General features: G+C 35.5%; 12 protein-coding genes and 1 riboswitch. Of the genes, 10 read left to right on the top strand and 2 right to left on the bottom strand.

Annotated elements, in window-relative coordinates; all coding sequences use genetic code 11:
- Nucleotides 1-623: 623 nt before the first annotated feature.
- From AC6CHR_RS20130 to AC6CHR_RS20115, 4 genes are all read left to right on the top strand, one after another.
- Nucleotides 624-1,316, top strand: coding sequence for a response regulator transcription factor (locus AC6CHR_RS20130; protein WP_498250848.1), 693 nt, complete (start codon nucleotides 624-626; stop codon nucleotides 1,314-1,316).
- The gene (locus tag AC6CHR_RS20125) at nucleotides 1,313-2,317 is read left to right on the top strand and encodes a sensor histidine kinase (RefSeq protein WP_498250818.1); all 1,005 of its coding nucleotides are present in this window, start codon (nucleotides 1,313-1,315) and stop codon (nucleotides 2,315-2,317) included. Before AC6CHR_RS20130 ends, AC6CHR_RS20125 begins: the two co-directional genes overlap by 4 nt.
- A gap of 99 nt (nucleotides 2,318-2,416) precedes the next feature.
- The gene (locus AC6CHR_RS20120; protein WP_498250817.1) at nucleotides 2,417-3,178 is read left to right on the top strand and encodes an ABC transporter ATP-binding protein; all 762 of its coding nucleotides are present in this window, start codon (nucleotides 2,417-2,419) and stop codon (nucleotides 3,176-3,178) included.
- A complete protein-coding gene (locus AC6CHR_RS20115) occupies nucleotides 3,168-5,114 on the top strand; it encodes an ABC transporter permease (RefSeq protein ID WP_498250815.1) in 1,947 nt (648 codons plus the stop codon). The genes AC6CHR_RS20120 and AC6CHR_RS20115 overlap by 11 nt, the downstream gene beginning before the upstream one ends.
- A gap of 276 nt (nucleotides 5,115-5,390) precedes the next feature.
- On the opposite strand, the gene AC6CHR_RS20110 is transcribed toward AC6CHR_RS20115, so the two are convergent.
- Nucleotides 5,391-5,936 carry a TetR/AcrR family transcriptional regulator gene (locus AC6CHR_RS20110; RefSeq protein ID WP_498250814.1) on the bottom strand — a complete coding sequence of 182 codons (546 nt, stop codon included), beginning with the start codon at nucleotides 5,934-5,936 and terminating at the stop codon, nucleotides 5,391-5,393.
- Between the two features lie 171 nt (nucleotides 5,937-6,107).
- On the opposite strand from AC6CHR_RS20110, the gene AC6CHR_RS20105 reads away from it, so the two are divergent.
- On the top strand, nucleotides 6,108-7,532 hold the full coding sequence (locus tag AC6CHR_RS20105; RefSeq protein WP_498250813.1) for a DHA2 family efflux MFS transporter permease subunit: 1,425 nt from the start codon (nucleotides 6,108-6,110) through the stop codon (nucleotides 7,530-7,532).
- Between the two features lie 590 nt (nucleotides 7,533-8,122).
- Here the strand turns inward: AC6CHR_RS20105 and AC6CHR_RS20100 are convergent.
- The gene (locus tag AC6CHR_RS20100) at nucleotides 8,123-8,959 is read right to left on the bottom strand and encodes an alpha/beta fold hydrolase (protein ID WP_498250812.1); all 837 of its coding nucleotides are present in this window, start codon (nucleotides 8,957-8,959) and stop codon (nucleotides 8,123-8,125) included.
- 914 nt (nucleotides 8,960-9,873) lie between these two features.
- Here AC6CHR_RS20100 and AC6CHR_RS20095 point away from each other — a divergent pair.
- The 5 genes from AC6CHR_RS20095 to AC6CHR_RS20075 all read left to right on the top strand — a co-directional run bounded on the left by AC6CHR_RS20095 (nucleotide 9,874) and on the right by AC6CHR_RS20075 (nucleotide 15,852).
- Nucleotides 9,874-10,869: a DnaD domain protein gene (locus AC6CHR_RS20095; protein WP_498250811.1), complete on the top strand. Its 996-nt coding sequence runs from the start codon at nucleotides 9,874-9,876 to the stop codon at nucleotides 10,867-10,869.
- Nucleotides 10,870-10,930: 61 nt separating this feature from the next.
- Complete coding sequence (locus tag AC6CHR_RS20090) at nucleotides 10,931-11,155, top strand: hypothetical protein (RefSeq protein ID WP_498250810.1); 225 nt, start codon at nucleotides 10,931-10,933, stop codon at nucleotides 11,153-11,155.
- A gap of 566 nt (nucleotides 11,156-11,721) precedes the next feature.
- Nucleotides 11,722-11,820: riboswitch (purine riboswitch) on the top strand.
- Nucleotides 11,821-11,894: 74 nt separating this feature from the next.
- Nucleotides 11,895-13,091, top strand: coding sequence for an MFS transporter (locus AC6CHR_RS20085; RefSeq protein WP_498250808.1), 1,197 nt, complete (start codon nucleotides 11,895-11,897; stop codon nucleotides 13,089-13,091).
- Nucleotides 13,092-13,542: 451 nt separating this feature from the next.
- Entirely contained in the window at nucleotides 13,543-14,844 is a 1,302-nt protein-coding gene (locus AC6CHR_RS20080) for a chloride channel protein (RefSeq protein ID WP_498250807.1), read from the top strand.
- Between the two features lie 396 nt (nucleotides 14,845-15,240).
- Complete coding sequence (locus AC6CHR_RS20075) at nucleotides 15,241-15,852, top strand: DUF421 domain-containing protein (RefSeq protein ID WP_498250806.1); 612 nt, start codon at nucleotides 15,241-15,243, stop codon at nucleotides 15,850-15,852.
- Nucleotides 15,853-16,007 lie beyond the last annotated feature (155 nt).

Raw genomic sequence — 16,007 nt, 5'->3', positions numbered from 1 at the left:
ACATTCATGAACTCACTAGTAAATTACAATGCTAGGTCCCTATGTTATCAACACTCCTTCCTCTAAACTGCTTGATTAATCATGGATGGCTTCATTCAATCATCCTGCTTCCGAACAAACTACGTCCTTCAATGAGGCAAAAACGTTTTAATTGTCATCGTATTAAATTGAAAGCGATTACAATTAAGAAATAGAAAGAACAATTAGTTTACCTCTCCTAACACGCTGTTCGCTACATTAGGTTATTTCATCCTTATTTGACTATTGTATTTCGTTCGGTTGAATGATCAGCCATTTCATACTAGATACTAGCATCTAAAAGAGGAGCACGTCTATTGCACTTTTTTGAACAAGACTTTAGTACTAATTCAGTAGATGAGGATGGTCCCTAATTTCTGACTTTTTAGAAGATTTAGCACATTATTGCCACACTTCTCCATTTTTGTGATATATATGAACAAACCTATTTGTCATTTGGGCTTTATATTTTATCCAAAAACTTTACCTTCTTATGATACGAATCACCATAATAAAACAAAATGAAGTTCAACTAATTCCCATATAGATAATGGGAATTAGTTGCTATACAATAGGTTGTAAAGTAAAAGTGAGGTGACTCCAAAATTAAACTATTATTGATTGAAGATGATGCAACTCTCTTTCATGAAATTAAAGACAGATTATCTCAATGGTCTTATGATGTGCACGGGATTACTGATTTCAGTCATGTCATGCAGGAGTTTACAGCAATACAACCTGATTTAGTGATTATTGATATTCAATTGCCTAAATTTGATGGCTTCCATTGGTGCCGGATGATTCGAGCGCATTCAAACATCCCGATTATATTTTTATCATCACGCGATCACCCTACCGATATGGTGATGTCCATGCAACTTGGTGCGGATGACTTTATTCAAAAACCATTTCATTTTGATGTTCTCATTGCTAAGATACAAGCAATCCTTCGTCGCGTCTATAATTACAATACTACTGAACTAATCAAACTTAAAACATGGAGCGGTTCAACAGTGGATTATGAGAATAATACAGTCATCAATGAGACAGGTTCGATTGAGCTGACAAAGAATGAAATTTTTATCTTAAAACAGCTAATTGAGCAAAAAAATAAAATCGTCAGCCGCGAAGAATTAATCAAAAGCTTATGGGATGATGAGCGCTTTGTTAGCGACAATACCTTAACTGTCAATGTCAATCGTTTGCGTAAAAGACTAGATGAGCTTGGATTAGGACGCTATATTGAAACAAAAGTGGGACAAGGTTACATGGCTGTAGAAACGGAAACTTTATTATGATTAAAAAATTTTTAATTGAAAGATGCAGCTGGATTTTTCTCATCCTTTTCCTACTCTTGCTTATCGTCTTTGTCGCTTATATTGATTCGGCAATCCCGTTAACACCCATCCTTTATATCGTCTTTTTATCCGTTATCATCTTTACCATCTTTATCATCATCCACTATCATAAAGAAACGAAATTTTATAAAAGCCTGGAAGAATGGGAAACCAATCTCGATTTAACAAGTTTAGCCGTTGCCGAAAGTCCTTTCGAAAAAATAATCGAAGAAAGTATAACGAACCAAACAGAACTGTTAAAAAAAGAAGCATCACAAAACCTACTAACTTTAGAGCAGGAAAAGGATGAGTTATTATCTTGGATTCATGAAGTGAAAACACCTCTAACAGCGATGAATTTAATGATTGAGCGCTTAGACGATGGCCATATGAAAGCACAATTGACTCATGAATGGCTACGAATTTATTTGCTACTTGACCAAAAGCTTCATCAAAAGCGTATCCTATTTATTGAAAATGATTTATATATTGAAAAGATTGATTTAAAATCGATCATTTTTATGGAGATTAAAGCAATAAAGTCGTGGTGTATACAAAAAGGGATTGGCTTTGATGTAGATTTAGAGGTCACAGGAGTCTATAGTGATGGCAAATGGCTGGCATTTATCATCAGACAATTATTAACCAATGCTGTAAAGTATAGTGAAGCATCGGATATTATCATCAAAACCTCCCAGAAAAATGATCAGACATATCTAGAGGTCAAAGATTTCGGACGCGGTATTGAAACAAAAGACCTGCCACGGATATTTGATAAAGGATTTACCTCCACGTCGAAACATCAAGACAATGCAGCAACAGGCATGGGGTTATACTTAACAAAAAAGGCTGCCGAGCCATTATTAATCCATATCCACGTCATTTCAAAACCTGGAGTAGGAACAACTTTTACTTTAACCTTTCCAAAAAGAAATGAATTTCATCATATTGCAAGCAAGTGACAAAAATGTCACATGCTTTTTTTGTTTGTTCGGTGAATCGAAGGATAACAACATCCCTACTCCTTTATAATAACATTATCGATTAAAGGAGTGTGTCAAATGAAGATATTAGAAGCAACCAAAATTTTTAAAAACTATGGCAATAAATTTAATAAACAAGAAGTGTTGAAGGGCATCGATATTAGTGTGGAAGAAGGGGAATTTGTCAGCATTATGGGGGCATCTGGTTCCGGGAAAACAACATTACTTAATGTACTCTCCTCTATCGATAAGGTTAGCAATGGGACAATAAAAATCGATGGAAAAGAAATGACCGGAATGAAAGAAAGACAGTTAGCAGAATTCCGTAAGAACCATTTAGGGTTTATTTTTCAAGAGTATAATTTATTGGATACTCTAACGGTGAAGGAAAATATCCTTTTACCATTATCGATTACAAAAGTGCCCAAAAAAGAAGCTGATCAAAAGTTTAAAGAAGTAGCCACAGAACTTGGTATTTATGAATTAAAAGATAAGTATCCCAATGAAATATCCGGCGGACAAAAGCAGCGTACCTCCGCAGCCCGGTCCTTTATCCATCACCCAAGCATCATTTTCGCAGATGAACCAACCGGTGCACTCGATTCAAAATCAGCCTCCGATTTATTAAATAAGCTAAGCGAATTAAACCAGAAACTAAAAGCAACCATAATTATGGTTACCCACGATCCGGTCGCGGCCGGTTATTGCAGTAGGGTCATTTTTATAAAAGATGGGCAAATATATACACAATTAAATAAAGGGGAAGAGTCCAGACAAGCTTTTTTCAATGATATTATGAAAACACAAGCTGTATTAGGCGGGGTGCAAAATGAACATTAATCACCTCATTCTTCGCAACCTGAAAAAAAATATAAAAAACTATTATCTCTATGTGTTTGCCTTAATTTTTAGTGTTTCTCTTTACTTTGCATTTGTTACACTGCAGTATGACCCTTCATTGAATGAGGCAAAAGGATCTGTTAAAGGAGCAGCTGCCATTAAAGCAGCATCCATATTACTCATTGCAATTGTCTCAATTTTTCTTTTATATGCGAATAAACTTTTTATGAAAAGGCGCAGTAAAGAAATTGGCTTATTCCAATTAATTGGAATGACAAAGAGCGGAATCTTCCGCCTCTTGAGTGCTGAAAACTTTATCCTCTATTTCGGTTCTTTACTTATCGGAATCTTTATTGGATTTGCCAGTTCGAAATTAATCATGATGGTTTTATTTAAATTTATGGTTCTTGATGCAAGCACAACCCTTCAATTTTCTATTGAAGCATTCATCCAAACACTTGTTGTATTTTGTGCAATCTACCTCCTCATCATGTTGATGAATTATGTCTTTATTAAAAGGCAAACGATTTTATCGTTATTTAGAGTGATTTCTTCGGCAGAAGGCAAAGTGAAAAAAATAAGCATTTTCGAAATAACCTTCGGAGCGCTGGGCATTGTATTGATCCTTTCAGGTTATTATATTTCTTCGAGGTTATTTGATGGTGACTTTACAACGATTAACAAACTTTTCATGGCGATGATCTTCATTCTTGGTTCTGTCATCATCGGGACGTACCTTTTTTACAAAGGATCTGTCACATTTATCACGAATATCATTCGAAAAAAGAAAGGTGGATATTTGAATATTAATGAGGTGTTATCTCTCTCTTCGATAATGTTTCGAATGAAATCGAATGCCTTATTATTAACGATTATCACCACAGTATCTGCACTTGCGATCGGTTTATTATCCTTAAGCTATATTTCATACTATTCTGCAGAAAAAAGTGCTGAAAATAGTGTACCTGCTCATTTTTCAATGACAATCATAAAGGATGCAGAACAATTTAAAGAAGAACTAAAGGCGAAGGATATTACTTATCGTGAAAAAAGGATCGATGTCATTCAAGTAAATGCCAATACAGAGCAAATAATGGATACAAATCTTAAAGATTTAAATTTCGATCCAAATGTCATGACCCTTCCAGTGGTTAGTGACAAAACGGTCAAAGACCTCGATCTATCGAAGGATGAAACCCTTTTTACAGGGTACAATGATATGTTGGAAAAAATGATGTCCCTCAAAGCTTCTGGACAAATTGAATTACAAGGTCAAACGGAAACCATTTCGCAGAAATATATCGGTTTAGAAGAGGAATTCATCATTCCTTACAATTTCACAAATGGTGGCCTGCCTGTTGCCATTGTCGACGAATCGACTTTTCTGCGCTTGAAGAACGATATTAACCAAGAGATACAGCAAGAATCCTCGCTATATATAGGAATTGATATTAAAGACAAATCAAAGATTGATGAAGCCAATGCTATTTTTCAAGACTTGACTATTAGTGAGAATCCTAGTAATTTTTCTCGACTTGAAATGAGCAACAATCAGAAACAAGCCATGGGTTTAATGATGTTTATCGTTGGTTTCCTAGGATTAACCTTTCTGATCACATCAGGTTGTATTCTTTATTTTAAACAAATGGATGAAAGTGAAGATGAAAAGTCCAATTATACGATATTAAGAAAACTTGGATTCACTCAAGGAGACTTACTAAAAGGAATCCAAACAAAACAACTTTTTAATTTCGGAATTCCATTGGTTATTGGACTTCTTCATAGTTATTTTGCTGTCCAATCTGGGTGGTTCATGTTTGGTACCGAGCTTTGGACACCGATGATTGCGGTCATGCTTATATATACTTCATTGTATTCGATTTTCGGATTACTCTCCGTTCTCTATTACAAAAAAGTTATCAAAGAAGCTCTTTAACATAGAAGGTCATTAAAGTTCCAGCCAAAGAATAAGACGGGAGATTCGTTTTGCCGTCTTATTTTTTTCTTGTTAATCGAACATCTATTTTTGTATTACCTTCTTCTGTTTGGTAACTCATGAAGTTAATATAGTACAAAATAAATTCCATAATACTTTTCCTCGTCGCCATCAATTTACCTACACAACTTTGAACTAGTTCAGCTATTTCAACCATAATGTGATTTACATCTAATCTTAATTAACCGATAAAAATTCAAATCTCCTGTCTACAGTTTAACTCTTATACAATAGATAAATTTGATTTGCTATATAGTCCGAACTGAAGTGTAAGCCTTTCCGGATCCACCACATAATAACACCAACTAAAGAAGCAGTTTTAATATCAATTGTTACGTAGTTTTCTGGGAGTATTTTCTCGCTACTTTCCCTTCTTTTCATTACAAGTTGTTGGACAAATATAAAAAGCTTCTCTTCAAAGTCATCATTGTCAAATAAAATAAGCAAGTATTCACGGTGACTATATAAGTTATCTAATAGCTTCGTCAATTGTTGTTTCTCAGATAAATCTGTAGCGTCAATAAGAGACAAAATTTGAACTGAAATTTCCTCCATAATTTTTTGAGTTAGTTGTCCTACTAATTCCTGAATGTCTTGGTAATGCAAATAAAAAGTTGTGCGATTTAATTTTGCAGCATTCGCAACTTTTTGTACGGTCAATGAAGAAGTCTTTTCCCCTTCACTTAATAATTCTAGGACTGCCTTCTTAAACATTTCCTTTGTTCGAATCGACCTTGGATCTTCTTTTTTATATGTAGACATTTGTTCTCTCCTATATTCATTATCTCTGATTTCATCGACAGTTAATTCACTCTTGTCGACTACTGAACAATTTGAAACATATTGTTTATGGTCAAAAGAGATGACTTTCTGATACTATATACTTTATCGACAAATTGTCGATAAAACAAGTCCCAATATAAAGGAGTTCACATGCAAAACGAATTATCAGAAAGAGCAAAAACCATTTTATTGGTTATATTAATAACAGGGTGTTTTTTATCTACGTTAAATCAAACATTGTTAAACGTTGCACTTAGTCATTTAATGGATGTATTTCAAGTAGATGCGGCAACCATCCAATGGTTAACGACTGGATTTATGCTTGTTAATGGGGTACTCGTCCCAATTACTGCATTTTTAATGAAGAGATTTACAACTAGACAGCTGTTTATAAGCTCAATGGGCTTTTTGTTAGTTGGTTCAATTATTTGTGGGAGTGCCATGAACTTTGGCTTACTATTAACGGGGCGTATGATTCAAGCGATTGGAGCCGGCATTATCATTCCTCTTATGATGACGGTAATTTTATATTTATATCCTGCTGAAAAACGCGGAGCTGTGATGGGGAAAATAGGATTTGCGATGATATTTGCCCCTGCAATTGCCCCTACACTTTCAGGCTTCCTCATTGAATATTTCTCATGGCGTTGGCTATTTATCGGACTAGTTCCATTTATAATTGCCGTTATTTTGTTAGCAAATAAATATTTAATGAATGTCGTAGAAACATCAAAAGCAAAATTAGATATCTACAGTATTTTACTTTCAACAATAGGCTTTGGCAGTATTTTATTTGGTTTTAGTAGTGCAGGTAGTAAAGGCTGGAATGACGTAACTGTCTTAACAACGACCATTATTGGTATTATCATTACAGCTCTGTTCTGTATCAGACAAATCAAGTCAAAAGATCCATTGTTAAATTTAACTGTTTTCAAGTATAAAATCTTTACATTAACATCAATTATTAATGTTGTTATTACGGTGATTATGTATGCAGACTTAATTTTGCTACCGATTTACTTGCAAAATGGTCGAGGCTTTACAGCATTAGAAGCAGGATTGCTACTATTACCTGGAGCAGTCATTAATGCCTTCCTTTCGCCAGTTACAGGGAAAATGTTTGATAAATATGGGGCTAAACCTTTATTTATAACTGGACTAGTATTTATTATTATTTCTATATGGGGCGTACTAAATTTAACCTCTTCTACAACCTTTGTATATCTCATGATTCGTACAATTATTTTACGAATAGGCTTAAGTTTTATTACGATGCCATTAAATACAGCTGGCTTAAATGCACTTCCAAGAGAGTTAGGTTCACATGGATCTGCTCTTAATAATACGGTTCGCCAACTTGCAGGTGCTATTGGCACTGCCGTTGTCATGACAATTTATTCAATTCAAGCAACTATCCATGCCACGACTCTTGCAACACAGCAAGTTGCACAAGAAAAAATCCATCAATTATCTTCCATTTTGAGTACTAATGACGCATATTTAGTTATGTTAGTATTTGCTATCGTCGGATTAATAGTTGCATGCTTTACTCCGAGAATGCAGAAAACCCAATAATTAATTTATTTAAAGCTGTTGTATGAACATAAAACTGTATAACAGTTTTTATTCAGTGTGGAACTGCTTATGTTATTACTAATATTGGATGTATTACCGCGACGGATAAAAAGATTACCGACAGCAGCCTTTTTCATAAATATTGATATCTTTTTTACTAGGAGATTCAAACCTGTTCTATAAATAATTAAGAAAACCAGCTAATCTCCTCATGTGAAGGTAGCTGGGTTTTAATGTTAGATGTGCAAAATAACGCCTAAAGTGACAAAAAAGGAGAGAAAACTAAAAAGAAAACCACAAAATTGTGCTAGGATTTCAGAATCGCGGCGCATTTTGTCGTTTATTTTTGGGAGAGAATCTAGTCATGAATAATCTTGGTTAAATACTATTTTCAAGTCTTCGTTATGATCCAATCATTACCTGCCCTAGTATGCGTTTAATATCCAAACTTGTTTTTTCAGACTAGAATGAATTACCAACAGCATATCTCCGGTTGTCTCATCGTTCACTCTCTGATTTTCTATCATCATAAATTTGTTCTCTTCTCGGGTTTGAACCGAGCTCCTTAGAAGCACGGTTTCTTATACAAATCAGGCTTTCAAAAATCGCAGCAAAGCCTCATTGAATTCCTTAGCATGCGTGGCATTAAATCCATGAGGGCCGCCTTCAATTACTACAAGCTGGCTACCGGCGATTCTCTCATGTGCCTTCTGTCCACTGATTTCGACCGGTACGATCGCATCGGCATCACCATGAAGGATGAGTGTCGGCACGTTGAATTCCGCCAAATCTCCGCGGAAATCCGTATAGCTGAACGCCGAGATGCAATCGAGGGTACCTTTCGGCGATGCAAAAGCCGCAATGTCACGATTATACAAGCGGAACTCCTCGCTGACCAAATCAGTTTTTTCCCCGGAAGTAAAAAACGTCGTTGTAAATGTATCTAGGAACGCCAGCCTGTCCCCCTTCACCCCATCTTGAAATCCTTTAATTGTCGCATCGTCAAGCCCACCGTCCGGGTTATCCGCTGATTTGTACAAATACGGCGGAACCGCACCTGCAAGTACTGCTTTCGATACCCGCTCTGTTCCGTAAGTGCCGATGTAACGTGCAACCTCGCCTCCGCCCATCGAGAAGCCGACCAGTGTCACATCGTTAATATCCAAATGAAGAATCAACTTATGCAGGTCCGCTGCAAACGTATCATAGTCATAACCGTTCCATGGCTGGGAAGATTGTCCGAACCCGCGGCGATCATATGTAATCACGCGGTAACCATCCTCTACCAAGGCGGGCACTTGCTTCTCCCAAGATCTTCCGCTAAGCGGCCAACCATGAATCAACACAACTGGTTTGCCTGAGCCAACATCCTCATAATGAAGCTCGATTGCATTTCCATTTTCGCTTCCAACATTAACCTTTGCCATAATAAATCCCTCCATTTTTAAATTTCACAAACTCATTTTGCACCTTTTTCTTACAATCGGTAATAGTTCATTTGTCACCACAATTGACGTAAGACTAAAGATAACAACCTGCCAATGTAATGAGAATTGAGTCACTCTCCACATTTTACTATATATTCCAATTGCTATGAATGCTTCAAATGGTTCATTTCAACTTATTCTTTATATAACATCTCACATTACCTTATGATTGTTGAATGCGTAATTCATTAGCAAATCCAACAGTCATATGTGTACAAAAAATCCACTTTCGATACCGCTACATATGTATCTTTAATTCCTGAATTATGAATGAAATAAACCTACAATTAAAGAAATATTCTCTTTGAAATCTCTAAAGTAAAGTTTTACCTAGAATCTCATCTGATCAACAAAAAGGGGTTCTTCTTACAATTAGTAATCAAATTACTGTTCATACAGGTATTTCAGCTAATGAAGGAAGAATCATAGAAATGGTATTATTCTTTGATGTTTCCTTTAAAAACAACTATGTACTTCCTTATGGTACTGCCCACCATGTCATTTCAAACGGTTACTATTGAATTTGACCTCAATATCATCCATGAAAAGTCGGGTATTAAATCAGTTCATACTCTGGAGCCTCTGGTAAATCAATAGTTTACCTGTATATTAGTTCATTGGTATACCTAGCCTTTTGAAACAGTTAAACGAGGATCAAAATAATTGAGCTAATGCGTTAGGCTTATCTAGATTGGTGGGTATATCATTTATTGATTTATGAAGTGATTGGTATTGCTGAGTTATTCTGTTAGAAAACAATCGCTATTTTTTGTAAAATATACGCTACTCTTTCCTCAGTTACCTCTATATATTCTTTGAAACGAATTTTCATAGAAGAAAGGGAAGTGGCTAAAATGGCAAAATATCGAATGGTGCGCACTGAGTTTTGGAAGAATCCGATTGTTTTAGAGGAGATGACCCCGGAGGATCGTTATTTTTACCTCTACCTACTTACAAATCCAAATACGACTCAAATTGGAATCTATCGAATAACGAAAAAACAAATGGCTTTTGATTTGGGGTATTCAATTGAAAGTGTTATTTCGTTAATGGATCGATTTATCAAGCATCACAAATTAATTCGTTACAATCCTGAAACAAGAGAAATCGCCATCAAAAACTGGGGGAAAGATAACCTCCATAAAGGCGGGAAACCGGTCATGGATTGTATCATGTCTGAGTTAAAAGAAGTCGAGGATCATTCGTTTATTTCATATGTTGCGGAAACGATTCTTAAAGAGGAAATTCGTCGCTTATATGATTCTTTTTGTAAACAAGATCTTGAGAAGGAAGATAGCGACCAAGATGAAGGGTATACGTATCCAGATACCGAAAGTGATGAATTGGACGATACCTCCATGCGTCATGATACGATACGTGGACAAAAAGAAAAAGAAAAAGAAAAGGAAAAAGAAAAACAACAACAAAAAGAAAAAGCTTTTAACCCATATGTAGAAAATCATCCAGATATCGAGCAACAATCACAAACACAAAAAACGAAAGATGCTAAAGAAATCGTTGAGTTTTGGGACAACAATGGATTTGGCTTTTCGAATGTGAATGCTAAAGAGCAGCTGTTATCTTGGTTAGATGATTCTAGCTCTTTACAGCCTAAAGATGTGGTATTAAAAGCCTTAACTATTGCCTGTGCGAATAATAAGCGGAAACTAAACTATGTCATTGGGATTCTTAAAAACTGGGAAAATGAATCTTTACTTACCGTTGCAGAAATTGATTCTTACCAGGAAAACCAAACAGTTTTCAAGCATAAGCAATCTACCGATTCATTACCTGCTGGAAGAGTGATTCCTAGTAGCTTTGAACTCGATTTAACAACAGGTGAAGAGTGAGGAGTATTGCTGAAAAAGCGTTCTTAGGCAGCTTGATTAAGGTGGAGTATCTACTCAAGGGATGTCCTATCTTTTTGAGCTGTTATCGTATGCGGATCTTGAGAAATTTGAAGGAATAGAGAAGCTTATCCTTGATCTTTGGAAGGAATGGGAAAAGGGAAATATTTTAACTGTTGCTGCCATGAATGATTGGGAGATTGCTAAGGTCATTGGCGAACTGGATAAAATTAACCAAACGAAGATGGACGACCACATGTCCTTACAACAAGTATTGTCAACGATCTAGTGGCACCACACGATCAACACATCTTACTATGTGCACTATAGGGTATTCGATGGGCTCGACGAAGTGACGATGTTAATGGCAAGACCGCCGATGAAAAAATCCAACGTCATGCTTCATTTTGCAAAAATGTCAGCATAGGCTAGTTCATTGCCACATGCCTTTTCCTTGGAAATGCCTGAAAAGCTGATAACGACTCAATTAATTGCTTCACAGAGGGCTTTAACTTACCAAAATGAGGGATCCAAAAAGAAGGCTAAATGAAGGGCAAAAGAAGAAATGGTCGGATGTGATTGGGAACTCAATGAAATACATATGAACAAATTAAGATTGGCTCATCCATATACGCATCTACATCATCCATTTAGTCAAAAAACACTTGTTACATGGCCCAAGACATCCTATCATTACTAAATTTCTACTTGCCTTCTGGTATTTCCTAAAAGGAATTTGGAATAAAAATGGAACTATACAATAAATTACTAATTTGCTTAACAAGCATTTGCTGGAAAACTATTAATTTACCACTTGAAAAATGAGATGATAGCTAGTAAACTGTTCAAAGTGCTCAATTATAACTTAATATTACCTGTATAACCTCAGAATATGGCTTGAGGGTCTCTACCAGGAACCTTAAAATCCTGATTACAGAAAATGAATTATTCATTTTTTGTAATCAGGATTTTTTTATTTTCGAAAAGTATCTTTATTATTTTTTCATTAGAAAGGACGTAAGCAGAATATGAATTTAAAAGTTTTTATACTAGCATTATCAACTATAGCAGTTGGACTGGTTGAATTAATCATTGGTGGAATACTTCCAACTATCGCAAACGATTTAAACATCTCATTAAGCTCCGCTGGACAACTAATCACGGTTTTCGCACTTATTTATGCCGTTTCCGGTCCTATGTTACTAGTCATAACTAGCAAAATGGAGCGAAAAAGGTTATATCTCATATCCCTGTCTATTTTCTTCATCGGTAATATAATGACCTATTTCAGTCCGGATTTTACCTTTATGATGATTGCAAGGGTTTTAACCGCAATGAGTACAGCACTTATCGTTGTACTATCCTTAACCATAGCTACAAAAGTTGTTTCACCAGCACACCGAGCAAAGGCTCTGGGTCTCATTTATATGGGCATTAGTTCGTCACTTGTCATGGGCGTACCACTGGGAATTCTGATTTCCGATAAATTTGGCTGGCGCATTATTTTCCTCGGGATTGCTATTTTATCTATAGGTTCTTTTGTGCTTATTTCAATCTTTTTGGATCGTTTTCCTGGGGAAAACACGATTCCACTTTCACAACAATTAAAGGCAGTGAGTAGCTTAAAATTAGGTAGTGCACATCTTGCAACCATGTTTATGCTAGCAGGACATTATACGCTTTATGCGTACTTCACTCCATTTTTAGAAACAGAACTTCATCTAAATTCCAATTGGATCAGTATTTGTTATCTATTATTTGGGATTGCAGCGGTAAGTGGCGGAGCATTCGGAGGAATTCTTTCAGATTCGATTGGAGCTCATAAAAGTATCATTGTCGTAATCATTTTATTTGCAGTTGTGTTATTTATATTACCATTAACTACTTTTTCACTTATTGTATTCATACCGATTATGATGGTGTGGGGAGCACTAAGTTGGAGTCTAGCTCCACCACAACAAAGCTACTTGATTCAAACAGATCCTGCTACATCTGATATTCAGCAAAGCTTTAATAATTCAGCGTTACAAATAGGTATTTCTCTTGGATCAGCATTTGGTGGTATCGTGTTAAGTCAAACCGGAACTGTTTCCAATGCATCTTGGTTCGGCGGCATCCTTATCATCATCTCCTTACTATGCGCAGTCTTTTCTTTAACAAGAAAAACGAACGTAAGAGAACATACAAATGTGACCTTGACTGTACAAAGTCAGATTCATGATTAGCTTAAATTTATAGAATACTTTATAAGGTAACTGGACTTGTCCTTGTTGGATTTAGATTAAAGTAGTTTTTTATTACTCAAAAAGATTATGTTAACAGGTTTCGCCTTGGCAAGAAGTGGGAATTCACTAGCTAGACTCTCAAATTTAGTTAAAACTTAAAGAGCTAGTTTTAAATGGATAGTCAAAAATAGCACCATTCTAAATTATTTTAGAGTTGGTGCTATTTCTATTCCAAAAACCTCATTTACTTATGATACGGTTCTCCGTCATAAATCTAAATGAGGTTTTTTAGATTAGTGTGTAAAACCACCTTTATTAAACTGAATTTATGGATTTGTTCTTTTCTTCCTTTCATAATGAGTTGTTCAATACTTTATTTTAATAATTTTAATACAGTGGGGAAAAATAGAATCGTTATTCCTAAAACGTTAGAAATGAGGTGATTTGGTAAATGCAGTTAAAGTATAAAAACTTTTTTTCAATTCTTTGTCAATGGATTTTCTTTGGAAGCATAATTGGTATAGTTGTCGGTTCGACAACATATTTTCTTTTAGAGACGAATGATTATCTAGGAGATGATATACGAGCAAAAAGAGACTGGCTTATCTTCCTTCTTCCCTTTGGAGGAATTATCATAGGATACATATATATGAACTACGGAAAGGTATTTTTGAATAATACTTTGAATGACACTGCTAAATTAAATAATCTCGTGATAGACTCTGTTCATGGAAAAAAAGAGATTCCGCGGAGAATGGGACCTATCGTCTATTTCGGGACTTTTATCACAGTCCTTTTTGGTGGTTCAACGGGAAGAGAAGGTGCAGCTGTCCAAATGGGAGGAAGTGTAGCTGCTGCGGTCAACAAATTTTTTAAGGTAAACAGATTCGACAAGAATATTTTAATTATGAGCGGTATAAGTGCTGGTTTTGGGGCTGCTTTTGGAGCACCTATAACTGGTGCTGTTTTTGGCATGGAAATGGCAGCTTTAGGAAAGCTGAAATTTGAAGCACTTGTTCCTTGTCTTGTAGCTAGCTTTGTTGGTCACTATATAACTACAGCAGCTTGGGGACATACACACGAAGCATTTATTATACAGCACATACCAGAAATATCTATTATTACATTTCTAAAAGTTATTCTTATGTCTATTATTTTCAGCCTGATCAGTGTTTTATACTGTCAGTTGAGACACGGGATACAAAATTTCTCTGAGAAACTTTTCAAAAAAAACCATATGAAGAGAGCTTTTTTTGGAGGAATCATCATTATAGTATTAACATTGATTGTTGGTTCACAAGACTATAATGGCCGGGGATTAGAGATGTTGGAACAATCTTTTAAAGAAGAAGTCCCCCCCTTTGCTTTCCTGGCCAAGCTGGTATTTACAGCAGTAACTCTCGGAAGCGGATTTGTTGGCGGGGAGGCCATCCCTCTATTTTTCATCGGGGCAACATTAGGTAATTCCTTACACACGTTCATTGATTTACCTATGTCATTTCTTGCTGCATTAGGATTAATCGCTGCTTTTTGTGGAGGTGCTAATACCCCTATAGCAGCTTTCCTGTTGGCAATGGAAATGTTTGATGGGAAAGGGTTAGAGTACTTTTTTGTTGCTTGTTTAGTCAGCTATCTATTTTCAGGACATCATGGACTATGGCCTTCTCAAAAAATATATGAACCTAAGAGCAGGTTATATAATATCTCCCACGCAGAAACTATTGAAAATGTGAAAAAAAAGAAAAACCTTTAGATAATTAGACGTAAAAAAAAGGGTACTATTATGGTTCTAGTTATATAAAGACACTTCACTACAGAATATTTACTTGCAAAACGGTATATTACTTTTTCACCATCACCTTGTATATGTCTCGATTTATTCCACTTCTACTTGAGATCAAGTATGGTTAACTTTTGAAGAATAGAGAATAAAGTAAAAGATATAATCCACAATAAAAACAGTGCAATTGATATCAAATATTTTATTTAGGGATTTTATTTAGGGCTCTATCTGTAAACTTTGTTGCTATAGACAGTGGGATTAAAAACATTAAAAGACAATAATCTTTTAGAAGACAGCCTATTTAATAAATAGAAAGGGTCAACCGCAAAGCAGCATTGATATATTGTTTGAAAAGAGGGGATGTTTTTGGATTTACACTTCATATGGAAAGCTATTGTAGTCGTCGTTGGAGGAATCCTTATTTTGCGGTTAGCTGGAAGAAAATCAATTTCACAGCTTACGGTTGCTCAGACTGTCATGATGATAGCTGTTGGTTCATTGATTATTCAACCTGTTGGCGACAGGAACATTTGGATTACAATGGTGATTACATTTCTAATGGTGAGTACGCTTCTCTTTATTGAGTATATCGTTTTGAAATCGAATACTCTTGAGACTTTTATTTATGGAAAATCACTAATAGTAGTCGAAAACGGCCAAGTTAATGAAGGCAATTTGAAAAAGCTACGGTTAACAGTTGATATGCTTGAAGTAAGAATGAGACAACAAAACATCCAGCATTTTACTGATTTACAATGGGCTACAATAGAATCGAACGGTCAGTTAGGATATATGTTAAATTCTGATAAACAATACGCAACTAAAGAGGATATTCAGATGCTGAAATTGCTGATTGAATCAAATCAATCTAATCCTCCGAATGGAACATCAACAACTCAAGCAATTGTGTCAGATAACATTTTTACTGAGGTTAAAAACAGAAAGCATAAAGAAAAACCTAAAGAGAATCTTGATTAAGAGCCATGGTAAATGATTTCAACTAGGGCATGATAATTTACGTTCTTTGTACAGGGAATTTTTTAGGGGGATTTTTGGTTCGACTACGACTTTCCTCTTAGAGATAACAGGAAAATGGAATCTTTGTTTTCCTGTTATCTCAATTGTCTACGTTT

It is taken from the genome of Metabacillus sp. GQ13, from assembly GCF_059758525.1.
Note: the sequence above shows the minus strand (reverse complement) of the source record. Positions and strands in the feature narration are given on the sequence as shown.

Coding starts and splice junctions, on each gene's coding strand:
- AC6CHR_RS20125 (WP_498250818.1), top strand. CDS start 1,313: ATGATTAAAAAATTTTTAATTGAAAGATGCAGCTGGATTTTTCTCATC.
- AC6CHR_RS20120 (WP_498250817.1), top strand. CDS start 2,417: ATGAAGATATTAGAAGCAACCAAAATTTTTAAAAACTATGGCAATAAA.
- AC6CHR_RS20115 (WP_498250815.1), top strand. CDS start 3,168: ATGAACATTAATCACCTCATTCTTCGCAACCTGAAAAAAAATATAAAA.
- AC6CHR_RS20110 (WP_498250814.1), bottom strand. CDS start 5,936: ATGTCTACATATAAAAAAGAAGATCCAAGGTCGATTCGAACAAAGGAA.
- AC6CHR_RS20105 (WP_498250813.1), top strand. CDS start 6,108: ATGCAAAACGAATTATCAGAAAGAGCAAAAACCATTTTATTGGTTATA.
- AC6CHR_RS20100 (WP_498250812.1), bottom strand. CDS start 8,959: ATGGCAAAGGTTAATGTTGGAAGCGAAAATGGAAATGCAATCGAGCTT.
- AC6CHR_RS20095 (WP_498250811.1), top strand. CDS start 9,874: ATGGCAAAATATCGAATGGTGCGCACTGAGTTTTGGAAGAATCCGATT.
- AC6CHR_RS20090 (WP_498250810.1), top strand. CDS start 10,931: ATGTCCTATCTTTTTGAGCTGTTATCGTATGCGGATCTTGAGAAATTT.
- AC6CHR_RS20085 (WP_498250808.1), top strand. CDS start 11,895: ATGAATTTAAAAGTTTTTATACTAGCATTATCAACTATAGCAGTTGGA.
- AC6CHR_RS20080 (WP_498250807.1), top strand. CDS start 13,543: ATGCAGTTAAAGTATAAAAACTTTTTTTCAATTCTTTGTCAATGGATT.